21 protein-coding genes are annotated in these 24,714 nt (G+C 69.8%); 5 read left to right on the top strand and 16 right to left on the bottom strand.

Annotation, left to right across the window (positions count from 1 at the left end; translation table 11 throughout):
- Positions 1 to 48 precede the first annotated feature (48 nt).
- From ACZ63D_RS02815 to ACZ63D_RS02800, 4 genes are all read right to left on the bottom strand, one after another.
- Positions 49 to 3,306: a GH92 family glycosyl hydrolase gene (locus ACZ63D_RS02815; protein ID WP_465352576.1), complete on the bottom strand. Its 3,258-nt coding sequence runs from the start codon at positions 3,304 to 3,306 to the stop codon at positions 49 to 51.
- Positions 3,307 to 3,647: 341 nt separating this feature from the next.
- The gene (locus ACZ63D_RS02810; protein ID WP_465352575.1) at positions 3,648 to 4,850 is read right to left on the bottom strand and encodes a sensor histidine kinase; all 1,203 of its coding nucleotides are present in this window, start codon (positions 4,848 to 4,850) and stop codon (positions 3,648 to 3,650) included.
- Positions 4,847 to 5,518, bottom strand: coding sequence for a two-component system response regulator CseB (gene cseB, locus ACZ63D_RS02805; RefSeq protein WP_465352574.1), 672 nt, complete (start codon positions 5,516 to 5,518; stop codon positions 4,847 to 4,849). The genes ACZ63D_RS02810 and cseB overlap by 4 nt, the downstream gene beginning before the upstream one ends.
- 8 nt (positions 5,519 to 5,526) lie before the next feature.
- On the bottom strand, positions 5,527 to 6,060 hold the full coding sequence (locus ACZ63D_RS02800) for a hypothetical protein (RefSeq protein WP_465352573.1): 534 nt from the start codon (positions 6,058 to 6,060) through the stop codon (positions 5,527 to 5,529).
- A 155-nt stretch (positions 6,061 to 6,215) separates the two neighbouring features.
- On the opposite strand from ACZ63D_RS02800, the gene ACZ63D_RS02795 reads away from it, so the two are divergent.
- Positions 6,216 to 7,382 carry a DUF418 domain-containing protein gene (locus ACZ63D_RS02795; RefSeq protein WP_465352572.1) on the top strand — a complete coding sequence of 389 codons (1,167 nt, stop codon included), beginning with the start codon at positions 6,216 to 6,218 and terminating at the stop codon, positions 7,380 to 7,382.
- On the opposite strand, the gene ACZ63D_RS02790 is transcribed toward ACZ63D_RS02795, so the two are convergent.
- From ACZ63D_RS02790 to iolC, 5 genes are read right to left on the bottom strand one after another with little or no spacing between them, the layout of a single operon-like run.
- Positions 7,371 to 8,720 carry an MFS transporter gene (locus ACZ63D_RS02790; RefSeq protein ID WP_465352571.1) on the bottom strand — a complete coding sequence of 450 codons (1,350 nt, stop codon included), beginning with the start codon at positions 8,718 to 8,720 and terminating at the stop codon, positions 7,371 to 7,373. The genes ACZ63D_RS02795 and ACZ63D_RS02790 overlap by 12 nt on opposite strands.
- Positions 8,721 to 8,763: 43 nt before the next feature.
- Complete coding sequence (iolD, locus tag ACZ63D_RS02785; RefSeq protein WP_465352570.1) at positions 8,764 to 10,623, bottom strand: 3D-(3,5/4)-trihydroxycyclohexane-1,2-dione acylhydrolase (decyclizing); 1,860 nt, start codon at positions 10,621 to 10,623, stop codon at positions 8,764 to 8,766.
- Positions 10,620 to 11,426: a 5-deoxy-glucuronate isomerase gene (iolB, locus tag ACZ63D_RS02780; protein WP_465352569.1), complete on the bottom strand. Its 807-nt coding sequence runs from the start codon at positions 11,424 to 11,426 to the stop codon at positions 10,620 to 10,622. The genes iolD and iolB overlap by 4 nt, the downstream gene beginning before the upstream one ends.
- Positions 11,423 to 12,289, bottom strand: a complete 867-nt coding sequence (locus ACZ63D_RS02775; RefSeq protein ID WP_465352568.1) for a Cgl0159 family (beta/alpha)8-fold protein — start codon at positions 12,287 to 12,289, stop codon at positions 11,423 to 11,425. The genes iolB and ACZ63D_RS02775 overlap by 4 nt, the downstream gene beginning before the upstream one ends.
- Positions 12,286 to 13,233, bottom strand: a complete 948-nt coding sequence (gene iolC / locus ACZ63D_RS02770) for a 5-dehydro-2-deoxygluconokinase (RefSeq protein WP_465352567.1) — start codon at positions 13,231 to 13,233, stop codon at positions 12,286 to 12,288. Before iolC ends, ACZ63D_RS02775 begins: the two co-directional genes overlap by 4 nt.
- A gap of 90 nt (positions 13,234 to 13,323) precedes the next feature.
- On the opposite strand from iolC, the gene ACZ63D_RS02765 reads away from it, so the two are divergent.
- Positions 13,324 to 14,088, top strand: coding sequence for a GntR family transcriptional regulator (locus tag ACZ63D_RS02765; RefSeq protein ID WP_465352566.1), 765 nt, complete (start codon positions 13,324 to 13,326; stop codon positions 14,086 to 14,088).
- On the opposite strand, the gene ACZ63D_RS02760 is transcribed toward ACZ63D_RS02765, so the two are convergent.
- The 3 genes from ACZ63D_RS02760 to ACZ63D_RS02750 all read right to left on the bottom strand — a co-directional run bounded on the left by ACZ63D_RS02760 (position 14,057) and on the right by ACZ63D_RS02750 (position 17,124).
- Entirely contained in the window at positions 14,057 to 15,289 is a 1,233-nt protein-coding gene (locus ACZ63D_RS02760; protein ID WP_465352565.1) for an RNA polymerase sigma factor, read from the bottom strand. The two genes, ACZ63D_RS02765 and ACZ63D_RS02760, sit on opposite strands and share 32 nt — an antisense overlap.
- A gap of 67 nt (positions 15,290 to 15,356) precedes the next feature.
- A complete protein-coding gene (locus ACZ63D_RS02755; protein WP_465352564.1) occupies positions 15,357 to 16,175 on the bottom strand; it encodes an enoyl-CoA hydratase/isomerase family protein in 819 nt (272 codons plus the stop codon).
- A gap of 73 nt (positions 16,176 to 16,248) precedes the next feature.
- Positions 16,249 to 17,124, bottom strand: a complete 876-nt coding sequence (locus tag ACZ63D_RS02750) for an HTD2 family dehydratase (RefSeq protein ID WP_465352563.1) — start codon at positions 17,122 to 17,124, stop codon at positions 16,249 to 16,251.
- A gap of 159 nt (positions 17,125 to 17,283) precedes the next feature.
- On the opposite strand from ACZ63D_RS02750, the gene ACZ63D_RS02745 reads away from it, so the two are divergent.
- Positions 17,284 to 17,961 (top strand): GntR family transcriptional regulator, encoded by a 678-nt coding sequence (locus tag ACZ63D_RS02745; protein ID WP_465352562.1) that lies wholly within the window; start codon positions 17,284 to 17,286, stop codon positions 17,959 to 17,961.
- Between the two features lie 5 nt (positions 17,962 to 17,966).
- Here ACZ63D_RS02745 and ACZ63D_RS02740 read toward each other — a convergent pair whose 3' ends face one another.
- A complete protein-coding gene (locus ACZ63D_RS02740) occupies positions 17,967 to 20,750 on the bottom strand; it encodes an FAD-binding and (Fe-S)-binding domain-containing protein (RefSeq protein ID WP_465352561.1) in 2,784 nt (927 codons plus the stop codon).
- Between the two features lie 54 nt (positions 20,751 to 20,804).
- Here ACZ63D_RS02740 and ACZ63D_RS02735 point away from each other — a divergent pair, with 54 nt between their 5' ends.
- Positions 20,805 to 21,566, top strand: coding sequence for a FadR/GntR family transcriptional regulator (locus tag ACZ63D_RS02735; RefSeq protein WP_465352560.1), 762 nt, complete (start codon positions 20,805 to 20,807; stop codon positions 21,564 to 21,566).
- Positions 21,567 to 21,602: 36 nt separating this feature from the next.
- Positions 21,603 to 21,947: a DUF3140 domain-containing protein gene (locus ACZ63D_RS02730; RefSeq protein WP_465352559.1), complete on the top strand. Its 345-nt coding sequence runs from the start codon at positions 21,603 to 21,605 to the stop codon at positions 21,945 to 21,947.
- Between the two features lie 352 nt (positions 21,948 to 22,299).
- Here the strand turns inward: ACZ63D_RS02730 and ACZ63D_RS02725 are convergent, their stop codons facing one another.
- The 3 genes from ACZ63D_RS02725 to ACZ63D_RS02715 are packed head-to-tail and all read right to left on the bottom strand — an operon-like array spanning position 22,300 to position 24,546.
- On the bottom strand, positions 22,300 to 22,605 hold the full coding sequence (locus ACZ63D_RS02725; RefSeq protein WP_465352558.1) for a MoaD/ThiS family protein: 306 nt from the start codon (positions 22,603 to 22,605) through the stop codon (positions 22,300 to 22,302).
- Positions 22,602 to 23,717 carry a WD40/YVTN/BNR-like repeat-containing protein gene (locus tag ACZ63D_RS02720; RefSeq protein ID WP_465352557.1) on the bottom strand — a complete coding sequence of 372 codons (1,116 nt, stop codon included), beginning with the start codon at positions 23,715 to 23,717 and terminating at the stop codon, positions 22,602 to 22,604. The genes ACZ63D_RS02725 and ACZ63D_RS02720 overlap by 4 nt, the downstream gene beginning before the upstream one ends.
- Before the next feature lie 31 nt (positions 23,718 to 23,748).
- Positions 23,749 to 24,546, bottom strand: coding sequence for a helix-turn-helix domain-containing protein (locus ACZ63D_RS02715; protein WP_465352556.1), 798 nt, complete (start codon positions 24,544 to 24,546; stop codon positions 23,749 to 23,751).
- Positions 24,547 to 24,714 lie beyond the last annotated feature (168 nt).

The following is a 24,714-nucleotide window of genomic DNA, read 5'->3' as shown; positions in this document are numbered from 1 at the left end:
TCGCCGGACGAAGGGGAGGGATCCGGCGAACCCGGCCGGGCTCTGGGTTCAGGCCAGGGTGATCGCGTAGAGCTGGACGCGCGGGTCGTTCGGCAGGCTCACCGACTGGACGGTCTTGGCACTGTCCACTGTGGAGGCGATGCCGAACAGCCGCACCGGCGGACCGTCGACCCCGCTGCCCGCCTTGATGCGATGGGGCAGGTCGAGCACGACCGACGTGCCGGACGGCGTAGATCCAGCCCAGTCGCCGAACGTCACCGGGAGATCCGCGCTGGACCCGTCGCTGTAGTGCACGGTCAGCGAGGTGGACACCGGACCGTTGTGCGACGACCCGATCAGCTGGACCGTTTGGTGCTTACCGGCTGGCAGGAGCAACGATTGCCCGCGTGCTTCCACGAAATTCGCCGCGGTCCCGGTGGAATCGGGTGCCGCGTAGGTGACTCCATTATGGACGAATGGACCGGCTTTCGGCATCAGGTCGGCATCGTAGCTCCACCCACTGCCGTCGAAATTGCCCTCCGTGGACGCCGCGACAGTCGCGGTACCGTCGTGGTTTCGGTCGTGGCTGAGATCGACCGCGCACTGAGTTCCGGACGTCGTCGCGCACACCGTCGGTTCCCGGACCTCGATGCTCGCGGTGCGGGTGACGGTATTCGCTCCCGGTCCGGATGCCTTGAGCTGTACCGAGTACGTCCCGACTGGCGTGTTCGCCGGAACGGTCACCGTCACCGGCGCGGTCTTCTGCGTCGGCAGCCGGAAAGACCACACCAGCTGCAGTGGTTCGGTCCGCACCTGCCAGCCGGACGGTGCCGACGACGTCACGAAGACCGGCTGTGCACCGGGGCTCTGGCCGAGAACGTCCAGGTTCAAGTGGACAGTCTGCGCTGCCGATTGTTGGGGCAGGACAATCGAACCCGGCCGCAGCGTCGTGTCCACATGCCGACGCAGATCGCCGGTCGCCTTGTTCACCGAGGGCGGTTCCGTCCCCGGCTGCGTGCCCCAGCGGGACGGCGTCGAGCCGACTTGGTAGGCGAGGGTGCCGCCGTGCGCGACCACGGACCAGTCGAGCCAGGTCTGCCGGACGTCCCGGCCGTTGAGCGAAACGCTTTGCACGTAACGGTTCGTGTCGCTCGCACCCGGAGCGGTGACGGTGAGCGTTCCGCCCTGCTTGCCCTCGTACTGTCCGATCTGGACGGTCGCCGATTCGAACTGCGGACTGGACACGGCGAGGAAGTTCGCACCACTCATCGTCGGATACAGGCCGAGCGAAGAGAAAACGTACCAAGCGGACATCGTGCCGAGGTCGTCGTTGCCGGTCATGCCGTCCGGACCGGTGGTGAACAGCGTCATCGCCGCGCGGACGACGGTCGCGGTCTTCGCCGGAGCGCCGACCCAGTTGTACATGTACGGCGAGAGCAGGTCGGGCTCGTTGTTGGGGTTGTAGGTGGCCTTGGCGTAGTAGTCGTACGGGCTGGCGATCCAGTCCTTGCGCGCGGTGCCCGCCGGGTCCTTGAGCAGGTTGCCGTAGGCGAAGAAGGAGTCGAGCCGCTTTTCGGTCGCCTGCTTGCCGCCCATCAGCTCGGTGAGCCCGGCGGGATCCTGCGGGACCAGCCATTGGTACTGGTACGCGCCGCCTTCGTGGAACTGATGGTCGGCGTCGACCGGATCGTACGGCGCGAGCCAGGTGCCGTCAGTGGTGCGCGGACGGAACTGCTTGTCCGCGGCGTTCCAGACGTTGCGGTACCACTGGCCGCGCTCGGCGAACATCCGCGCGTCGGCCTGGTGGCCCAGACCCTTGGCCATCAACGCGAGCGCGGCGTCGGCGGCGGAGTACTCCATGGTCGCCGACGTCGGATGCTCGCAGTCGTTGTCGCCGCCCTTGGCCGCGCAGTCCTTGCCGAGGGTGAGACCGCTGGGGATGTAACCGCGATCGTTGTAGTAGTTCACGCCGGAGCGCCCGTTGTACGGCGAATCGGCGGGTGGCGTGCTGGTCGCGTTCTTCTTGAGAAGCGCGTACGCCTCGTCCTCGTGCCCGGCCAGCAAACCCTTCGACCAGGCCTCGACGAGGAACGGCGTCACCGGGTCTCCGGTCATGATGTTCGTTTCGCTGCCCGCCAGCGCCCATCTCGGCAGCCAGCCGCCGTCGCGGCCGATCGCCAGCACGGACAGCGCGACGTCCCGGGCCACCTGCGGTTCCAGCATTTCCAGCAGCTGGTTTTGCGGGCGGTAAGTATCCCAGAGCGAGAAGTTCTGATATGGCGTGTAGCCGTTGGCATGGTGGACCTTGCCGTCGAAGCCCGCGTAGTCGCCGCTGATGTCGCCGGCCAGATTCGGGTGCAGCTGTGCGTGATAGAGCGAGGTGTAGAAGGCGGTTTGCCGCTCGGTGGTGCCGCCGCTGATCTTGATCGCGCCGAGCCGATCGGACCACTGCTTGCGCAGCGCGGCGCGGGTGGCGTCGAAGTCGTAGCTGTCGCCGGTTTCCTTCGCGAGGTTTTCCCTCGCGCCAGGAAGGCCGGTGTAGGAGAGGCCGACTTTCAGGACGACGTCGTGGTCAGCGGCGGCGTCGAAGCTGACCCACGCGCCGTTGCCGCCGGTGCCCGCGGCGTCGCGGCTGCCCGCGGTGCGGGTGGTGCCGCGCCAGGTGCCGTAGGAGGCGAACGGGCGGTCGAAAGTGGCGGTGAAGTAGACGGTGTGCTCGTCGTGCCCCGCGCAGAAGCCGCCCGCGCGCACACGACCCTCGAGGGTCCGGTCGCCGACGACGTGGATCTCGGAATCCTTCACCGACTGGTTCGCCTGACCGGTGTTGAACAGCACGTTGGCCTGTCCGGTCGACGGGAAGGTGTAGCGCTGCCAGCCGGTGCGCGGGGTGGCGGTGAGTTCGGCGTTGACGCCGTATTTCTTGAGCCCGACGCGGTAGTAGCCGGGTTCGGCCTGCTCGTCGTCGTGGCTGTACCCGGATTTGTAGGAGTTCTTGTCGACGGAATCGACGGCCCCGGTGGTCGGCATGACCGGCAGTTCGCCCATCACGCCGCAGCCGACGCCGGAGAGGTGGGTCTGGCTGAACCCGTAGAGGGAGTTCTGCTGGTAGTCGTAGCCGCCTTGGCCGCCGGTGTCCGGGCTGACCTGGACCATGCCGAACGGCGCGCTGGCTCCGGGGAAGGTGTTGCCGAAGTTCTGCGTGCCGACGAACGGGTTGACCAGCGTCACCGGATCCGCCGCCGCCGCGCTCGCGGGCGTGGCGGGCGCCAGCCCGGCCAGCACGAACCCCGCCGCCGCGGCGGCCACCCGTCTCTTCTGCGACCACATGGACGCGCTACCTCCAGGGCTGACAACGTTGTCATCATGCGAGCCGGCCCCGAGGCGACCGGCTGGTGAGCAGCTTGTCATCCCGGCGGGGCTTTGAGAAGGCCGACAACGGGACAGCTTCCTCCGGCTTCCGTCCGGTGCGCCGTTCTCGAGGGGCTGCTTCCCGGACTTCGCCCGCTCGCCCCGGAAGCATGGAGGGGCTCCTTCGCCTGGAACCTGATTCCCGCACGGAGTCGTTCCCGGGCTCGGGTTCTTGCGGGAAGTTGTTCCTCGGGCTCGGGTTCTTGCGGGGAGTCGTTTCTCGGGCTCAGGTTCCCTGCGAGGAGCCGTCCCCCCCGGACTCAGGTGTCCGCAGGAAGTCCTTCCCGGACCGACGATTCCGGCAACCGCAGCACCGCCCGCGCCCCGCCCTCCGGGAGGTTCGCGAACTCCAGCTCCGCCCCCAGCACCCGCGCCTGCGCGACCGCGATCGTCAACCCGAGCCCGTGCCCCCCGCCCCGCGAGTCCGTGCCGGTCCGGAACCGCGCGGGTCCCTCCCGGAGCAGCACCTCCGGATACCCTGGCCCCCGGTCGCTGACCGTCACGCACCGCCCCTCCACCTCGACAGTCACCGGCGGGGCCCCGTGTTTGGCCGCGTTCGACAGCAGGTTCGCCAGGATCCGCTCCAGCCGCCGGGGATCCGTCCGCACGGGGACCGCGGCCGGGGCCACCGCGTCCGGCACCCGCCGCCGGACGAATTCCGCGAGGTCGAATTCCGCCAGGTCCGCCCGTTCGGCCGCGGTGTCCAGCCGGGCCACCTCCAGCACGTCCTCGACCAGCGACCGCAGCGCGGCGACCCGGTCGCGAACCAGTTCCGCCGGGCGTCCGGGCGGCAGCAGTCCGGCGGCGGTCACCAGACCGGTCACCGGGGTCCGGAGTTCGTGCGCGATGTCCGCGGTGACCCGTTGTTCCGCGGCCAGCCGGGCCTGCAAGGCGTCCGCCATCGCGTCCACGGCTTGCGCGAGGTCGGCCGTTTCGTCTCTCGGGCGGGGGCCGATCGCGTCGCGCACTCTGGTGGTGGCGCCGCTCGCAACGTCGCGGGCAGCGTCGGCGGCCCGCCGGAGGCGACGGGCCATCCCGGCGCCGAGTACGACGCCCAGCAGCGCCCCGGCGACGGTCACGACAGCGGAACCCGCCAGCAATTCCCGATCCACAGTGGCCAATGCCTGCGTTTGCGCGGCATAGCTGACTCGCACCGAAACGACGTGCCCGCCGGATTCGGCGGCTGCCCACAGCACCGGTCCGTCCAAATAGGTCGCTCGGTAGCCGCCACGGACGGCGTCGCGCAGGGGAGCGGGCAGCGCCGGATCGTCGAACTGGCCGTCGACGCCGGGGTTGCGCAACAGCAGCTGGATCCATTCGTCTTGCGCACGCCGTGCCTGGTCGGCTTGGGTGCGCGCGAATTGCTGGTGTACCAGCAAACTCAACGTCAGCGCTACGGCGGCCGACACGAGCGCGACCGCCGCGGTCAGCCGCCACCGAAGCGTGGCGGGGAAGAGTTTCACGGCTCGGCGCGGAGCTTGTATCCGAAGCCCCGCACGGTTTGCAGCCGGTCTTGACCGATCTTCACCCGCAGCCGTTGCACGTGGACGTCGACCACCCGCGTGTCGCCGCCCCACGCGTAGTCCCACACGCTGGCCAGCAACGTGTCCCGGCTGAGCACAGTGCCGGGCGATTCGGCGAAGCGCAGCAGCAGCCGGAGTTCGGTCGGCGTCAGGTCCACCGGCTGCCCGGCTCGGCGCACGTCCAGTCCGGCGCGGTCGATTTCGAGGTCGCCGAAGCGGACGAACGCGTCCTCCTCGGGCCCGGACCAGCCGCTTCGCCGCAGCACCGCTTGGATCCGCGCGATCAGGACCGCGGTGTCGAACGGTTTGGTGACGTAGTCGTCGGCGCCGGCTTCGAGCCCGAGCACGACGTCGACCGCGTCGTCGCGGGCGGAGACCATCAGCACCGGCGTCCGGCTTTCCTCGCGGATCCGGCGGCACAGGCTGACCCCGTTGAGCCCGGGCAGCATCACGTCGAGCAACGCCACGTCCGGCGGCTGCGCGCGGAACTGGTCGAGCCCGGCGAGCCCGTCCGCGGCCGTCGACACCCGGAACCCGGCGCGTTCCAGGGCGAGTTGCGTCGCCTCCCGGATCACGTCGTCGTCCTCGACGAGCAATACCTGCGTCATGTCCCCTCTCACCCCGGCGAGAAACCGTTGCCGGTCCAGTGGTAGCGGGCCACCCCGTTGTTCGGTCCGGTCGCCGACATCGTGGCCAGCTGCCCGTCGAGCACGGTCAGCATGGCGCCGGAGTTCTCCAGTTTGAACAGCTGTTTCCCGCCGATGGTGTAGACGTAGCCGCCGAGATACGCGCTGACCGGCACGCCCGTCGCGCCGCTGCTGCCGATGCCCGGAGCCCCGACCGCGCCGCACGGGTACACGTTCACCACGACGTCGACCTCGCCGGTCAGCTCGTGATAGGCGGTGCTGACCGGATACGACCCGGCGCTCGGACCGTACGGACACGGCTGCAGCGCCGCCTTCGTCCTCGCGCTGACCGTCGGATCCGCACGCAGCAAAGCAACCGCGTCGACGCTCGGGCCGCGCGGATTGTTCGCTGGTGCCGGGGCGGCTGCTGCCGGTGGAGCCGGGCCAGCGACGCGCACACCGTCCACATCGGAGCAAGCGGTGAGCGACAGCAACGCGACCGTCGCGACCACTGTCCTCCGCATGCTTCGCACAGTAGCCATTTTGCCGTCCGCGCGCTGCCCGGGAAGCGCTGTTACCAGACCGATGGGTTTCCTCCGGTCCGCCGCAACGCGATTCCCGGCGGCCGGTGATCCGCCGTTCCTACCTTGGCCGGGAAGCGACCAGGGAAAGGAGTCCGATGAGGACGGAAGCGATACGGGATCCGGCGGAAACCCGGGTGCCGAGGGGACGGCTGCTCGGCGTGGACGCGGTGCGCGCGCTGGCGATCGTCGGGGTGTTCATCGAGCATTTCTTCGCCAGCGGCTGGCTGCACGGCGGCCCGCCCGATCAGGCCCCGGCATTCCTGACGTGGCTGAACGTGCAGACGTCTTCCCGCGCGATGAGCCTGTTCGTGCTGCTGTTCGGGCTGTCCGCGGCGTTGATGACCGGCGGCGCGACCCCGTACGCCGGGAACGAACGGTGGCGCGCCCGCGGCAGGCTCGCGGTCCGGGCGGTGGTGCTGTTCGTGCTCAGCCTGGTGATCGACGAGTACGGCATGTCGGTGATCGAGTACTACGCGGTGCTTCTCGTCTTGCTGCTGCCGCTGACCCGGCTGCGTGCGCGAACGTTGTTCATTCTGTCCGGAATCGCCGTGCCCGCGGTGACGCTTTACGCGTTCTGGGTGTTCAACGCCCATTCCGAATGGCTGCGGTCCGAAACCGCGAACGGGCTGGCGATCTTCGGCCACCCTGAGCAATGGGGCGAGTTCTTCACGGGACTGGTGTTGACCGGCGGTGGTTTCCAGGTCGCCTATGGTCTGCCGCTGGCGTTGGCGGGGATGGCGATCGGCCGCCTCGACCTTCGCGCGCACCGGATCCGGATTCGCTTGCTGTACACCGGTTTCGTGCTCGCTTCCGCGTCGGTCCTCGGTTCGTGGATCGCGACCTATCCGCTGGGCGGAGCCGACGCGATCGCGACGACCCCGCCGCCGGGGATGCCCTGGCAGGTGCTCCTGGCGATGCCGACGGACGGATCGCTGTACGCCACCAGCCCGCTCGGCATCGTGCTCATGATCGGCGTCGCGATGGTGCTGCTCGGCGGGCTGCTGATCGCACTGGACCGGCCGCTCGGCCGTCGCGCGCTGTGGCCGCTCGCCGCGGCCGGCGGGATGGCTTTCACCTGGTACGCGGCGCATTTCGCGGTCTTGAAGCTGGTGCCGAAGCCGTATTCGTTCGTGTTTCTGCTGACGGTGGTCGCGGTGATGCTGGCCGCGTCGGTGGCGTGGCGGCACTGGCGGCGGCGCGGTCCGCTGGAATGGCTGGTGCACCGCGCGACCCTGCTCGTGCCCGCAGGATCAGCGAGGTAAGGCCGCCAGTTCCCGCGGGCGGGTGGCCAGCAGGGTGCACCCGACCGCGGCGGCGTAACCGAGGGCGACCACGGTCATCGGGATGCTCAGCGACATCGTCGAGCCCGCGGTGAGCAGCGTGCCGAGCACCGCCGTGCCCAGCGCGCCGCCGGTTTGCCGGGCGGTGTTCAACACCCCGCTGGCCAGTCCGGTGTGCTCTTCGGGCGGCGTCGACATCGCCACCGACGTCATCGCGGGCATCGCGATCGAGCAGCAGCACAGCACCACGCCGCCCGCGACCGCCATCGGCAGGGAATCGGCCGCGGCCAGCAGGACAGCGCCGAGTCCGGCGAGACTGAACCCGGCCAGCATCGGGACCCGGGGACCGAAACGCGCGGTCAGCCGTCCGCTGGCGGTGGCCCCGATGCCGATCGCGATGGTGAGCGGGAGCGTCAGCATGCCAGTCGCGTACGGGCTCTGGTGCAGCGGCCCTTGGAGGAACAGCGACAGGCAGAGCAGGGTGCCGTAGAGGCAGAAATTGAAGAGCAGCCCGGCGACGCTGGCCGCGGAGAACGGGCGGGACGAGAAGATCGCCAGCGGCAGCATCGGATCGCGCCGGTGCCGCTCGACCAGGACGAACGCCAGGCCGGTCAGTACTCCGGCGGCGACCAGCGGGAGAGCCCAGCCGGACCGGCCGACCTGGATCAGCCCGCCGGCGAGCGCGGACAACGCGACGGTGCCGAGGACGAGCCCGTACGGATCGAGGCGACGGTCTCGCCGGGACGGCGATTCGACGACGTAACGGCAGGTCAGCACGATAGCGAGGGCGGCGAACGGAACGTTGACCCAGAAGATCGCCCGCCAGTCGGCCAACGCGATGAGCACGCCGCCCGCGACCGGTCCGGTGGCGAGGCCGATGGCCGCGATGCCGCCCCAGAGGCCGAGTGCGTGCGCTCGCGCCCTCGGCTCCGGGAACTGCCGGACGATCAGCGCGAGCGAACACGGCAGCAACGCGGCCGCGCCGACGCCCTGCAGCGTTCGCGCGGCGATCAGCACCGGGAGGCTCGGGGCCAGCGAACACAGCGCGGACCCGACGCCGAACACGAAGATCCCCAGCACGCAAACGCGCCGCGAGCCGTACCGGTCGCCGAGCGAGCCCGCGGTGAGCATGCCCGCGGCCAGCGCGATGGTGTAGCTGGCGATCACCCATTGCTCGCCGCCCAAGCCGCCGCCGAGGTCCCGCCGGATCGCTTCGACGGCGACGTTCACCACGGTGGCGTCGAGCTGGACGATGAAAAAGGGCAGGCAGAGCGCGATCAGTGCCAGCCGTTGCCTGTGTGCGGAAGTTGGTGCGGTCACGAGACAAGGGTGCGGCGAGAACGCTTCGGCGGGCACCGAAGCGTCAGAGATACGGTCGCTGGTTCCGCTTCTCTTCCAGGTAGGTCGCGTAAGCCGCCCTTGTGGAGTCCAAATCGGACACTTCGCTCACCGGCACGTCCCACCACGCCGAACCAGGCGGATTGGGCGCGAGCGGGTCGGTCTCGACGTGCACTACGGTCGTCACCGGATTCGCCTTGGCCTGCTTGAGAGCCGCCCGGAACTCGTCCACCGTGGACGCTCGCAGCACCGTCGCGCCCAGGCTCGCCGCGTTGGCCGCGAGGTCGACCGGCAGCACGTCGCCCTCCAGCAAATCGTTGCCGGCGCGATAGCGGTAGGACGTGCCGAACCGTTGCGAGCCCAGCGATTCCGACAGCGAACCGATCGACGCGAACCCGTGATTCTGCACCAGCACAATGATCACCTTGAGCCGTTCGGCGATCAGCGTGACGATCTCCTGCGCCATCATCAGATACGAGCCGTCGCCGACGAGCACGACCACTTCGCGCTCCGGCGCGGCCAGCTTCACTCCGACGCCCGCGGCGACCTCGTATCCCATGCAGGAATACGCGTATTCCACGTGGTAGGACTTGGGATCTCTCGCTCGCCACAGCATTTGCAGGTCGCCAGGCATCGAACCGGCGGCGTTGATCACGACGTCGCTGTCGTCGAGCGAGCGGTTCAGCGCGCCGAGGATCTCGGTCTGCGCGGGCAGGGGAGCGTGCCCGAGGTCGAAGCAGGCTTCGGCGGTGCGGTTCCATTCGCCGGCGAGCTGCCGGGTCCGCGCGCGATAGGCGTCGGAGACCTGCCAGCCGGATAACGCGGTCGACAGCGCTTCCAGGCCGCGCCGGGCGTCGGCCACCATCATCTCGGCGGAGTGTTTCGCGGCGTCGAACCGGGCGACGTTGAGGTTCACGAACCGCACGTCCGGGTTGCCGAAAACGGTGTGCGAAGCGGTGGTGAAGTCGCTGTACCGGGTGCCGATGCCGAGCACCGCGTCCGCGTCCGCAGCCAGTGCGTTCGCGGCGGAAGTGCCGGTGGAGCCGAGCCCGCCGACCGCGCACGGGTGGTCCCACGGAACCGCGCCTTTGCCCGCGTGGGTGTCGGCGACCGGAATCCCGGTAGCCGAGGCAAAAGCGCGTAGCTCTGCCCACGCCTCGGAGTACACGGCGCCTCCACCGGCGACGATCAGCGGCGCCTTCGCGGACCGCAGCAGTTCCGCGGCGCGGGCGACGGCTTCGGGAGCCGGTGCCGCGCGGTCGACATGCCAGACGCGGCGGCGGAAGAAGTCCTCGGGCCAGTCGTACGCTTCGGCCTGCACGTCTTGCGGCAGCGCGAGCGTGACCGCGCCCGTTTCCACCGGATCGGTCAGCACCCGCATCGCGGCGAGCGCGGCCGGGATCAGCTGTTCCGGGCGGGTGATCCGGTCGAAATACTTCGACACTGGGCGGAACGCGTCGTTCACCGAGACGTCGCCGGAACGCGGGTCTTCCAATTGCTGCAGCACCGGATCCGGGACACGACCGGCGAAAACATCGCTCGGCAGCAGCAATACCGGCAGCCGGTTCGTGGTCGCCAGCGCGGCACCGGTGATCATGTTCGTGGACCCGGGCCCGGTGGACGCGGTGCAGGCGAACGCCTGGAGCCGGTTGCGCATTTTCGCGAACGCGGTCGCGGCGTGCACCTGGCCTTGTTCGTTGCGGGCGAGGTAGTACGGGAGAGTCCCGGAATGCGCGGCTTGCAGCAGCGCCTGGCCGAGCCCGGCGACGTTGCCGTGCCCGAAGATCCCGAAACAGCCCGGAATCAGCCGATGTTCGGCGCCGTCGCGTTCGGAGTACTGGTTGGCGAGAAACCGCACCAGGGCTTGCGCGGTGGTCAGCCTCATCGTGCGCCTCCGAACGGCAGCCGCGGATCGACTTCCTGGGATTCCCAGGTTTGGCGCACCCACGCGTGCGCGGGGTCGTCGCAGATCAGCCAGGCCCGTTCGGGTCCGGGACCGGCCATCACGTTCAGGTAGTAGAGGTCGTAGCCGGGCGCGGCCATCGACGGACCGTGCCAGCCGTGCGGGATCAGCACGACGTCGCCGGTGCGGACCTCTTCCAGGATGTCGATCGGCCGCTCCGGGGTGCCGTAGACGCGCTGGTAGCCCATGCCGCCACCGGCGACCTCGAAGTAGTAGATCTCCTCCAGCTCGCTTTCGCCCGCACGCGTCTCGTCGTGTTTGTGCGGCGGGTAGGACGACCAGTTCCCGCCCGGGGTGAGCACCTCGCAGACGAGCAGCTGGTCGGCGTCGAAGGTGTGCGGAAGGCAGTAGTTGTTGACTTGGCGGCTGCAGTTGCCCGCGCCGCGCAGTTCGGTCGGCACTCCTGAGGCCGGGCCGTAGCGCGCGGGCAGCCGCTTCGAGGTTTTCGCCGACGGCAGGGCGAACCTTCCCCGGCCGGCCACTACGGCTTCGGAATCCCTGGGCAGATAAGCGAAATCGGTCACCGCGTCGAACACGCCGGGACGGCCGGCCAGCTCGAAGGTTTGTCCGTCCACTGTGACCGAGCAGCTGCCCGACAGCGGGAGCACCAGCGTTTCCGCGTCGCCGGTGGAGACGGTTTCGGTGCCGTCGAGTTCCAGCACGCGCAGGCCGGAGAAACCCCATCCGGCCGATTCGGGAGTGATGACGAGACTGAACTTGTTCACAGCAACCCCACCGCCGTGTCGACTGCCTTGGCCACGTCGCCGTCGTGCGGGTAGAGCAGCGAACGCCCGACCACCAAACCCTGCACCGTCGGCAACGCCAGCGCCTCCTGCCAGGACGCGAACGCCGCGTCTGGATCGGTCACCTCGCCGCCGAGCAGCACCGCGGGCAGCGTCGAGGCCGCCAATACGCGCTCCATGTCGGCGACCACCGGCAGTTTCAGCCAGGTGTAGGCCGAGGACCGGCCGAGCCCGGACGCGATGGTGATCGACCGGATCACCGCCTCGGGGGAGAGGTCGTTCTTGATCTTCCCGCCGGCCCAGACGGACAGGAACGGCTCGACCATCGCGAGCAGTTTCCGGTCGGCGAGCGCGTCCACGGCTTTCGCGGTGTTCTCCAGGACGCTCGGCGTGGCCGGGTCGTCGAGGCAGATCCGGGTGAGCATCTTGCCGCCGTCGAACCGCATGCGCGCGATGGTTTCCGCGTCGTAGCAGGCGAACCGGTCGTCGATCTCGAAGCTCGACCCGGCCAGTCCGGTGCGGTTCATCGACCCGAGCACCGTCTTGCCGTTCAGCACGCCGAGCAGCAGCAGATCGTCGATCACGTCCGGAGTCGCGAGCACGCCGGTCACGCCGGGGCGCTCCAGCGCGAGACACAGCCGATCCAGCAGTTCGCCGCGGTCGGCCATCGCGAGCGGATCGGAGCCGACCGCGTTCGCTCCGCGCGCCGGGTGATCGGCGGCGATGATCATCGCCGCGCCTTTGTCGTTGAACGGCGATTTCGCCCGCACGCGCGCGGCGGCGGCTTCGGCGATCGCCTCCGGATCGTGCACCCGTTTGGCGACGATCCGCTCGACGGTGTTCATTCCCCTCCTCCGAGCCTGCGCAGTACTTGGTCCTCCGTCGGCATCGCGTCCGAACAGGCGAGTTCCCCGGCCACATGCGCACCCGCGGCGTTCGCGAACCGCATGATCCGCTCGGTCTCCCAGCCGGACAACAGCCCGTGCACCAGCGCGCCGCCGAACGCGTCACCCGCGCCGAGACCGTTGACCACCTCCACCGGAACCGGCGGCACTTCCACTTCGCCGGTGTCGTCCACCGCGAGCACGCCCTTCGGCCCCTGCTTCACCACAGCGAGCGAGATACCCTTGTCCCGCAAGGCTTTCGCTGCATCGCGCGGCTCACGGACGGCTAGCGCGGTGTCGCATTCGTCGAGGTTGCCGACCGCGACCGTCGCGTGGTCCAGCGCTTTGCCGACCCATTCGCGCGCCTGCTCGCGCGACTCCCAGAACATCGGCCGGTAGTCGAGGTCGAGCACGGTGATGCCTTCTCGGCCGCGGGCTTCCAGCGCGGCGAGTGTGGCCGAGCGGCTCGGTTCCTGCGACAGCCCGGTCACCGTCGCCCAGAACACCTTCGCGGCGCGGATCGCGTCGAAGTCGAGTTCGCCGGGGGAGAGGTCGAGATCCGGGGCTTTCGGGTAGCGGTAGAAGTAGAGCGGGAAATCGTCCGGCGGGAAAACCTCGCAGAACGTCACCGGCGTTGGCAGGTTCGGCGAGATCCCGGCGAACCGGTCGTCCACGCCGTATCCGGCGAGCGCCCGGCGCAGGAACCGGCCGAACGGATCGTCGCCGGTTTTGGTGATCACCGCGCAGGAACGGCCGTACCGGGCGGCGGCGACCGCGACGTTGGTCGCGCTGCCGCCGAGGTATTTGCCGAACGAGGTGACGTCTTCCAGGCCCACGCCGGTCTGCAGCGGATAGAGGTCCACCCCGATCCGGCCCATCGTGACGAGGTCGAACCCCGTGGTCATCGCGTCCTCCTCGCAGGCTGTGCCCCGACCGTGCCCCGCACCCGGGGACTTTGTCAAGACATACGGACATAAGCGAGGTAGGCTGCGGCGATGACCACCAGTCCGGCCTGGGACCCCGTCCGCGGGATCGCGGTGGACCCGGCGAGCCCCGAACCGCTGTACTTCCAGGTCGCGCGCCAGCTGCGGGCCGCGATCGACGACGGCCGGCTCCCCGCGGGCTCCCGGCTGGCCAACGAACTGGACCTCGCGGCGGGGCTGCGGCTGTCTCGCCCGACGGTCCGCCAGGCCATCCAGTCGCTCGTCAACCAGGGTTTGCTGGTGCGCAAGCGCGGCGTCGGAACCCAGGTGGTGCGCACGAAAGTCGCCCGGCCGCTGCGGCTGAGCAGTCTTTTCGACGACCTCGCCGCGCTGGGCGAGAAGCCGTCGTCAGAGGTGCTGGTCAACCGCGTGGAACCGGCCGGCGCCGAGACCGCCGCGGTGCTGGAAGCACCCGAGCTGACGCGGGTCCGGCGGCTCAAACGGATCCGCCGCACCGGCGGCGAACCGCTGGCGGTCTTGAACAACTGCCTTCCGGACGGCATTCTCGACGTCACCGACGACGAATTGCGGTCCCAAGGGCTCTACCAGCTGCTCCGGCAGGCGGGCATCCGGCTGCATTCGGCGCAGCAGAGCATCGGCGCGCGGCTGGCGACCGAGGAAGACGCGGCACAGCTGGAAGAACCGCCCGGTGCGGCCTTGCTGACCATGCAGCGCACTACGTATGACGAAACGGGCCGGGTGGTCGAATACGGCTGGCACGTTTACCGGGCTTCGCGGTATTCGTTCAATCTGCCGCTGACGCACGGTCCACAGTAGAAACCTCCGCTGCTTCGGCAGCGCAGGACAATTCTTCCAGGTGCGCCAGCAATTCGACCGGCGACTTGAGCAAGTGCTGATTCTGTTCCAGCGCACGGACTTGCGCGACGGAAAGCGTCTGAGTGAACGCCGTGACCCGGCCGCCCTCGTCGGTGTGCTTCACCAGCAATAGGGAACCCACGAGGGCGACGAAATTGTCACAGGCCGCGGCGGCGGACAGCAGTTTGTTCGCCGCGTCAGCGTGCTGGGCGTTCACCTCGCTCATCGGTTTCTGCACGGCGACGACTTCGATCGCGTGCTCGACCTTTTGCAGGCGTTGTTTGACCTCCGAGCGGGTCAGCCCGCGCTTCATCCGGAGCGTGAACCGTTGCGCCCAGGACGAAATCACCGGCGGCCCGTCCGGGACGGCTTCGATGCCCTCCTGGGCGAAGACCTCCGTGATGGCCGCGGCGAGCCGTTCCGCCGCCGCGTGATCGTCCCCGGAGACGTACACGAAGCAGTAGCCGTCCGGCACCGCATCGGTGGTCACGGCGGCCGCCATCCGCGAAGGCAGGTCCTCCGGCGCCGGGTCGGCCTTGTCCAGCAATCCGTCCAACTGGCCGGGCAGCTCTTCGGGATCTCCTTGCCCGGCGTCGTCGGCGAGGCGCTCGCGCAGCATGGTGAGGCAGCGGCCCCAGGTCGGCCCAATGCTGGCCCCCGGCAGCCGCATGGCCTCGGCGACCAACTGGTAGTCGGCGCGACCGGCGAGCGCAGTCAGCCGCAACGACATCTGGCAGCGGTCGGGCAGCTGGAGGAAGGCACGCCAGATCCGGCGGTCCCGGTCCTCGCGGAGGGCTTTTTCCCCGGCCCCGGCCAGATCGCGCTCGAGCGGCGTTGGCCGCCCTCCCCGCCGGCGGGCCGACTCGCGGCGAGTGGCGACGATCAGCCAGGCGACGAGTGCCCGCGGATTGGGGAACCGGTCGATGCGCGCGAACAGGCCGAGCCATACCGTCTGCAGAACGTCTTCGGCTTCTCGCGGGCTCAAGCCCCGCGCCCGGGCCACGTGCCAGGCGACCGGCGTAAGGCGCCTGACCAAAACTCGCACCGCTGCCCGGCTTCCGGCTTTGGCCTCGTCCAGGCTTGCCCGCAGCTCTTCTTGCTCGGGCCCGGAACGGACGGTATCGTCCGCTTTCTGCCAGGTCCCCGCTCTCCACCAGGTCATCCGCACCCGCCGATCCCCATGTCCTCGACTGCCGATCCTAGAGCAGCGAACCCCGTCGCGGGCCGGGTCAGCCGTCCTGTTCGTGCACCTTCGTGAAGTCGGGCTTGCGGCGTTCGCGGTGCGAGGCGAGGCCTTCGCGGACCTCGGGACCGGCGAAACCGTAGAACTCCAGTGCCAGCGAGGAGTCGAAGATCGCGCCCGCGAGCTGGCGGTACCAGAGGTTGAGGCTTTGCTTGGTCCAGCGGATCGCGTTCGGCGCGCCGGTGGCCAGCTCGTGCGCGATCTCCCGCGCGGTGGGCAGCAGGCCGGCCTCTTCCTCGACGCACAGCGAAACGAGCCCGATCCGTTCGGCCTCGGCTCCGCTCATCGGACGGCAGGTCATCAGGTAGTACTTGGCCTTGGCCATCCCGCACAGCAACGGCCAGCACACCGCCGCGTGGTCGCCTGCCGCGACGCCGAGCCGGGTGTGCCCGTCGATGATCTTCGCGTTCGCGGCGGCCACGGAGATGTCCGACAGCAGCCCGGCGACCAGGCCCGCCCCGACGGCGGGGCCGTGGATCGCGGAGACGATCGGCTTCGAGCAGTCGATGATGTTGTAGACCAGGTCGCGAGCCTCGCGCATGGTGCGGGAGCGGGCCTCGAAGTCGTTCGCCAGCTTCTCCACCAGGTCGAAGGAGCCGCCCGCGGAGAATCCTTTGCCTTCGCCGCGCAGCAGGACGGCTTTCACCGAGGGGTCGCGGTCGAATTCGCGCCAGATGTCGGCGAGTTCGCCGTGCGCGGCTTCGCTCACCGCGTTGAGGTGCGGCGCGTCCAGGACGAGTTCGGCGACGCCGTCCTCGTCCGGTCCGTCGACCCGCAGGTTCTCGAACTGCGCGTAGCGGCTCATCCAGCTTCCCTCCGTCGTCCGGGATCCCCGAGCCACCATGCCATCGGTTCCGGCGCTGCCGCCAGAGCCGGGGTCACCCGCCGTCCTCGGCAAGTTCGACGGCGAGGCTGGTGCTCGGGCCGGACGGGCCGAGCAGATCGAGCTCCATCGAACGGGCGCCGGAGCTGGCCCGCAGCTGCGCGGGTTGCCCGCAGAACAGCGGAGCCTGGTTGCGGTGGCTGATCCGGCGCACGCGCGACGCGGGAGAGTCGAGCCGCAGCACCTCGGCCAGCGCCAGCGACATCAACGGCCCGTGCACGACCAGGCCGGGATAGCCCTCGACACGCGTCGCGTACGGCCAGTCGTAGTGGATGCGGTGCGCGTTCGCGGTCGCCGCGGAGAACCGCATCAGCAGAGTCGGATCGGTGGCGAACTCCCATGTCTGCCCGTCGGTCCGGCGGAACGGCGAGCCCACCGGCTCCAGCGCGGCGGCGGTTTCCGGGACCGCGGGCGCGGCGGACGGCCCGGCCTCGCGGTGGAGCATGTCCTGGCGTTCCCCGACGTACGGCGTTCCGTCCATTCCGGACAGTTCCGTGCGCACCTGGACGAGCACCAGTTTCCCGGACCGGCCGGACTTCTCGGTGACGGAGTCCACAATGGAGCGCCGACGCACGGTCTCGCCGACCTTCGGCGCGCGGTGCACGACAACCTCGCCGCCGGCGAGCATCCGGCGCGGCAGGTCCACCGGAGGCAGGAAGCCGCCGCGCACCGGATGCCCGTCGAGCCCGAGCCGCGACGACACCGGCCAGCGCGGCAGTGCGACCCAATGCCACAGCGGGGGCAGCTCGTCGCCTTCCCGCGGCGCGGGAAGCCCGTTGTCGAACAGCGCGGCCAGTGCGGCGACCGGGCCGGGTTCGATGACCTCTTCGCTGGTGACGGCGTACGGTTCCCAGGCTTCCGGTTCGGACATGGGTTCCTCAGATCCTGTCGCGGGCGAGGCGGTCGGCTGGAAACCTTATCAGGAATCGCCGCGTTGGCCCGCTCGAACGACGAGGTGAGCCCGGTCTGGAGCAGAAGAGCTTATGTAATACTTTATCTGGAAGACGTTGGCCAGGGGGAGGCTGAGGCGATGCCCGAAACCACGGGTGCGGGACCGCGCCGCAGCGGTCCGGCGAACCTGAAAGCGCTGGCCGCGCACGAGATCCGGAAACGGGTCTTTTCCGGGCAGCTGCGCGCCGGGCAGAAGATCGACCAAGAGGCGCTGGCCGACGAGCTCGGCATCAGCAAGCTGCCGATCCGGGAAGCGTTGATCACCCTCGACCACGAGGGCGTCGTGGAACACATCGCCCGGCGCGGCGCTTTCGTCGCGCAGATGACGCGCGACGACATTCGCGACCACTACCGCGTTTTCGGCCTCGTCTCCGGGCTGGCCGCGGAGCGCGCGGCGAAGAAGCTGTCACCGGAAAGCCTGCGGGCGCTCCAGGATCTCGCGGACCAGATGGAGTCCGGAGTGGACCGTGCCGAACAGGAACGGCTGAACCTCGAGTTCCACCGCAGGATCAACTATGCCGCCGACTCGCGAAGGCTGGTCTCGATCCTGGGAATTCTGGCGAAAACGGTGTCGCACGGGTTCTACGAGGCGCACGAGGACTGGCCGGGAAAGGCGCACGAAGACCACCGGAAGATCCTGAACGCGCTCAGCGCACGGTCCGCTTCGCGCACACGGTCCATTGTGGAGAAACACTTCTCGGACGGCGGCGAGCGCGCGGTCGCCTTGCTGGAGAAACAAGGCTTCTGGGACCGCTGACCCGGTCAGCGTCGGTTCAGCAACTGTGCCAAGTGGACCCCGCGCACTCCGGCCAGCTGATCGGCCTGGGTGCGGCAGGAGAAACCGTCGGCGAGGAAGACGGCGTCCGGGTTTTCGCGCAGGGCGGGAAGCAGTGCGTTCTCCGCTACCGCGACGGAAACGTCGTAGTGGCCGCGTTCCATGCCGAAGTTTCCGGCCAGGCCGCAGCATCCGGCGAGAGTGTGCAGTTCCGCGCCGGTCGCCGCGAGCAGTGCTCGGTCGGCTTCGAAGCCGAGCACCGAATGGTGGTGGCAATGCGGCTGCGCGACCACCGTGACGCCGGACAAGTCGGGTGCTTGCCAGCCTTCGGTTTTGGCGAGGAGTTCGGCGAGCGTCGTGACCGCGGCCAAGACCTCTTTGGCGTCCGGATCGTCGGGGAACAGGTCCAGCAAATCGGAGCGCAGGACAGCGGTGCACGACGGTTCGACACCGACGATCGGGAGCCCGGCCTGTGCGTAGGGGCGCAGCGTGTGCACGAGATCGCGAAGCTTGCGACGAGCGGTGTCGAGCTGGCCGGTGGTGATCCAGGTGAGGCCGCAGCACGGCCGGTGCGGCGGGACGATCACGCGGTACCCGGCACCGGTGAGCACCGTCGCGACAGCCTCGGCGACCTCGGTGTCCATGCCGTCGGAAAAGGAATCCGCCCACAGCACCACTTCCGGCCCCTGCTCGCGGGTCCTGCGCCGGGAGCGAGTGAACGAGCGGCGGGCGAATTTCGGAGCCCGCCGTCGAGTGTCCACTCCGGACAGTGCCAACAGTGCCTTTTCGATCGGGCGGAACGACATCAGCGCGTTGACGACGAGCGGGCCGAGCACAGGGAACCGGTGCAGCAGACGGATCCAGTCCGGCAGACGGCCCAGCGTGTAATGCGAGACGGGACGGAGCCGGCGGCGATATTTCCGGTGCAGGGCCTCGGATTTGTATTGCGCCAGGTCCACTCCGGCCGGGCAGTCGCTGGCACAGGCCTTGCACGACAGGCAAAGATCGAGCGATTCGTGCACCGCGGCGTCCGACCAGCCGGAGACGAGCGAACCGTTCGCGACCTCCTGCAGCACCCGGGCGCGGCCGCGGGTGCTGTCCTTTTCGTCGCGGGTGGCGAGGTAGGACGGGCACATGAAACCGCCCGACGCCCGGTTGTCGGCGCGGCATTTGCCGACCCCGACACAGCGGTGGACGGCACGGGTGAAGTCGCCGCCGTCGTGCGCGAAGGAGAACCCGCCCGCGACCACCGGGAGCGGATGTGCTTGCGGGCGGCGAAGATCCGCGTCGAGCGGCTGCGGCCGGACGACCACCCCCGGGTTGAGCAAGTCGCCGGGATCGAAGAGGTTTTTGACCGCACCGAACAATTCGATCGTTTCGGCCGAGTACATCCGCGGCAGCAGTTCGCCGCGCGCCCGGCCGTCGCCGTGCTCGCCGGAGAACGAGCCGCCGTAACCGACGACCAGCTCGGCAGCGGCGGTCATGAACGCGCGGAACACCGACGCGTCGCGTTCGAGCGGCAGCCCGAGCCGGACGTGCACGCAGCCGTCGCCGAAGTGGCCGTAGGGGAGTCCTTCGAGACCGAATTCGTCGAGGAGGGCGTCGAAATCCCGCAGATACGCGCCGAGCCGTTCCGGCGGGACCGCGGCGTCCTCCCACCCGGGCCACGCCTGCTCGCCGGCCGGAGTCCGGCCCGCCAGCCCCGCCCCGTCCTCACGGATCCGCCACATCGCAGCGGCCTCGGCTCCCTGCGCCAGCACGACGTGATCGAGCGCCTGCGAATCCGCGACGAGACGCTCGGCGTTGTGCCGGGCCTCCGCTTCCGTCTCGCCGCCGACCTCGATCATCAGCCAGCCGCCGCCGTCCGGGAGCGCGGGCACGGCGCCGCGGTGGTCGCGCACCAGGTCGACCAGCCGGGCGTCAAGTCCTTCGACCGCCAGCGGCCGATGCGGCAGCAATCCCGGCACGACGTCCCCCGCCGTCGCCATGTCCGGGTATCCGAGCACGACCAGCAGCCGCGCGGGGGAGATGTCGACCAGGTCGACGGTCGCTTCCAGCGTGACCGCCAGGGTGCCTTCGGAGCCGACCAGCGCACGGGCGAGCGACCGGCCGTTCTCCGGCAGCAGATGTTCCAGCGAGTAACCGGACACCTGACGGCTGAACCGCCCGAATTCGGTGCGCACCAGGCTGAGCCGGGTGTCGATCAACTCGGCGAGGCCCGGCACCGCGTCCGACCGCCCCGCGGTGAACTGACGGCCCGTGCCGTCGACCACGCTGAGCTCGCGCACATTGTCCGCGGTGCGGCCGTAGGCGATCGCGTGCGGTCCGCAGGCGTTGTTGCCGATCATGCCGCCGAGCGTCACGCGGGCGTGCGTGGACGGGTCGGGGCCGAACCGCAAGCCGTGCGGCGCGGCCGCCCGCTGCAGGTCGGCGAGAACGACACCCGGCTGGACGATCGCGGTCCGCGCCTTCGGGTCGAGCTCGACGATCCGGTTGAGATGTCGCGAAAAGTCGAGGACGATCCCCGTCCCGATCGCGTTGCCCGCGACCGACGTGCCCCCGCCGCGGCTGGTCAACGGAGCCCCGTGGCGACGGGCGATTTCGAGCGTCGCGAGGACGTCGCCGGTCTCCCTCGGCAGCACCACGACCCGTGGCACCACGCGGTAGTTGGACGCGTCAGTGGAGTACTCGGCGCGGCGGCGGACTTCGGCGTGCACCTCGCCGCGCACGTGCGCGCGAAGGTCGGCGAGCAGATCGGTTTCGGTGGGCATCCCGGCCTGAATTTAGGTGTTTGAAACAGTGCCGTCAATCCGTACGCTGGCCCGATGACCTCGGGACGGAGGGGCCCGCGCAAGCGCCCGCCGGAGCTGTCGCAGGTGCGGCGGGTGAGCGTGGTGGACTCGCTGGTCGAAGAAATGACCCGGAAAATCCTCGGCGGCGAATGGCCGCCCGGCGCCGCGCTGCCGTCACTGCGGCACTTCGCGGCCTCCGCCGGGGTGTCGATGCTGACCGTCCGAGAGGCGGTCCGGACCTTGCAGGCGCGCGGCTGGGTCGAGACGCGCCAGGGAATCGGAACCTTCGTGCTGGAGCCCGAGGCGGACCGTTTCGTGCCGTGGCAGCTGGGCGCCTCGGACGTCGCCGAGTACCGGGAACTGGTCGAGGCCCGGGAAGCGATCGAAGCGGCCATCATCGCCCTGGCCGCGCGCCGCCGAACCGCCGCCCAGCTGACGTCCTTGACGAACCTGGTCGACCGGATGGCCGCGGCGTTGACCGACCGGGACCGCTTCCTGGAAGCCGACGCCGAGTTCCACGTCGCGCTGGCGGAGGCCGCGCACAACCGGATCCTGCTGCGGAGCATGCTCGCGATCCGCCTCCCGCTGCGCCGCCTGATGGCCGACCGTCTCCTGGAGGAACTCACCGACCACGGCGACCTCGCCCGATCGTGGGAGGACCACCGGACGATCGCGGAGGGCGTGCGGTCGGGTCGCCCGGAACCGGCGTGCGCCGCACTGGCGCGGATCGCCGGGCGCGCCCGGTCCTATGTGGACTCGAAACTGCCCGGGTTTGCCACCCCGCCGTCCGGGTAACCGGCTTCGCGACGACGACACCGGGAGGTGATCGAAGTGGCCACGCACGAGACCGTGGACGAGGAACTGTGGACGGAATTCCATCGCGTCGTGAACATGACCTCGCGGGAACTGGCCGACTGGCTGCGCACCCGGGAAGCCGGACCGGAAACCGAGCCGCTGCCCGACCAGGCAGGGCCCGACACCGGCCGCAAGGTGCTGTCGATCCTGGGCAAACGGAAGTCGGACGTGACCAAGGGCGACGTCGAGGTGATGCGCGACGTGGTGGACCGCGTGCACGCCTCGCGCCGCGACGACCTGGAACCCGTGGCGGGCGACGCGGGATGGCGGCAGGGATTGATGTCGCTGGGCCACGACCCGGTGAAGCCGGTGCGGGACTGATCCGGCCGATGGAGTTCGTGCTCGGCGGGTTCGGCGGGCGTTGAGTGCGCTGCGGCTGTGCGAGCGGGTCGGTTTTCGCGGGCGCGTGGCTCCGGGCAGTTGCGGCTTACGGCTGTCCGGGTAGGGTCGCGAAATCCGGCCCGGCGGACAGTGCGAGGCGTGCGGCGGTGCTCAGTCGATGCCCGTCCTTCACCCCGGGTGCGAGCCACCCCGCCGTCAGCCCAGCCGATTGATCCAAGACCGAAGCACGGCACCGCAAGCCCGCTCTCCCGCGTACAAGCCCCGAACCTCGGTGCGTCCCCTCGGGCCGCACCGAGGCCCGGGGTTCTTCCCCTCGGCCGGTGGTTCGTGGTCAGCCGCCCGCCATGGCTCCGATGATCAGGAAAGGTTCTGTTCCGGACTGGACCGGGGCGGGCAGTGCGGTGTCCGGGGCGGTGTTCGACAGGTCTTCCTCGCAGGCGAAGAACCGGACGAATGCCCGGCGCTTGCCGGTGGCCGGGTCGCGGACTGTGCCGCGCAGCTGCGGGTAGGCGCGCTCCAGGGAGTCCAGCAGGGCGTCCCGCGTCGGCGGGTCCTCGACCGGCAGCTGGATCTCCCCCTCGACCTTCGCCAGGCGGCGCAGGTGCGTGGGCAGCTTTACGCGCACGACGGTCGTCATCGGAGGGTCTGCACCTCGACCGAGCAGACCGCGGGCAGGTCGCGCACGATCGGGGTCCAGCTGTCGCCCGCGTTGTTCGACGCGTAGACCTGGCCGCCGGTGGTGCCGAAGTAGATGCCCGCTTCGTCGCAGGAGTCGACGGCCATCGCGTCACGCAGGACGTTCACGTAGCAGTTCTCTTGCGGCAGGCCCGCGGTCAGCGGCTCCCATTCGCCGCCGCCGGTGCGGCTGCGGTACACGCGCAGCTTGCCTTCCGGCGGGTAGTGCTCCGAATCGCTGTGGATCGGGACCACGTACACCGTGTCCGGTTCGTGCGGGTGCACCGCGATCGGGAAGCCGAAGTCGCTCGGCAGGTCGCCGCTGATCTCGTGCCACTGGCCGCCCGCGTCGTCCGAGCGCATCACGTCCCAGTGCTTCTGCATGAACAGCACGTCCGGCCGCGACGGGTGCAGCGCGATCCGGTGCACGCAGTGCCCGACCTCGGCGTCCGGGTCCGGGATGCTGTCGGAGTGCAGGCCGCGGTTGATCGGTTGCCAGGTTTCGCCGCTGTCGTCGCTGCGGAACGCGCCCGCGGCCGAGATCGCGGCGAACATCCGCTCCGAGTTCCGCGGGTCGAGGATGATCGTGTGCAGGCACAGCCCGCCCGCGCCCAGCTGCCAGTCCGGCCCGGACGCGTGCTTGCGCAGCCCGGTCAGCTCCCGCCAGCTTTTCCCGCCGTCGGTGCTGCGGTACAGCGCAGCGTCCTGCGCGCCCGCGTACACCGTGTCCGGGTCGGTCAGCGACGGTTCGAGATGCCAGATCCGGGTGAACTCCCACGGTTTCGGCGTGCCGTCGTACCAGAGGTGGTCGCCGGTGCCGCCCTCGTAGGCGAAGTCGTGGTCGACCTGGTTCCAGGTCTTCCCGCCGTCGTCGGAACGCTGGATCAGCTGCCCGAACCACGACGTGGACTGCGACGCGTACAGCCGGTCCGGGTCCGCGGGCGAGCCGGCGAGGTGGTAGACCTCCCAGCCGCCGAAATGCGGCCCCTCGACCTCCCAGCGCGTGCGGCCCTCGTCCGAGGTGAGGACGAACGCGCCCTTGCGCGTGCCCACCAATACGCGAACTCCAGGCATGCTTTCTCCCTGACAACGGCTGTGACCTGCTTCAACCTAATTTCGCCAACCGGGAGCCGCCTCTCCATTCTTGCGCTCCTGACGACGCCAGCGGCGGCAGCGCGACCAGCACCGGAGGCGACCACGCGGGCGCGACGTCCAGCCGGACGTCCTGGCGCAGTGGCACCGGCCCGGCCCGGATCCGCACCGGCCGGGCGGCCGAGCCGACCGCCTGCACGCTGGGCGCGAGCTGCCCGCGCGGATCGGCGGCCGAGGGCAGGGCGCAGGCCAGCAGCCGGTAGGTGCCCGGCGGCACGTCGAGGAGCGTGAACTCCAGATCCGGCCCGAGCAGCGAGCCGCTGACCGGGACGCCGCGCGCCGAGGCCGCGGCGAACAGCCCGACGTACACCGCCGGAGCCCCGTCGAGCGCGGCGACCGCGGCCGGGCTCAGCAGCGCGCGTCCGGTGACGGCTCCGCCCGCGCAGTCCGGGCCCGCGACCCGCACCGGTTCCGGCGGGTGCTCGGCGAGAAGCTCGGGCAGCTGCCGGAACCGGTGCGGGCTCACCCCGACCGCCGCGGTGAACCGCGTGGTGAACGTGCCCGGCGCGGAGAACCCGACCTCGTGGCAGATGTCGACCACTTTCTCGCCGGTGTCCAGCAGTAATTCCTTGGCGAGCTGGAACCGTTGTGCGGCAAGGAATTTCCCCGGAGGCAGGCCGATCTCCCGCTCGAACGCGCGCGCCAGGTGGAACGGGCTGTACCGGACGTGGTCGGCCACGTCCTCGAGCGTGAGCTGCCGGGTGCGTCCGGCGGCCAGGAACCTCGCCGCCTCCAGCACGGCGTCCCGCATGTGCACACCTCCTCGGATGTGCCCGCCATGGTAAGTCGGGGGACCGACAATTCCTGGGCGCGAGCCGTCGCGAATATCCCAGGACGACGGCTGGGCGGCGGCTGGCACAGGCCAGCGCGTGTCCGTCGGCGGGCCAGGCACCCGGTCCGGAAACTTCGAACAGTCCCT

This window comes from Amycolatopsis sp. NPDC104775 (assembly GCF_055583325.1).
The sequence above is the reverse complement of the archived record's forward strand: the minus strand, read 5'-3'. Positions and strand labels throughout refer to the sequence as shown.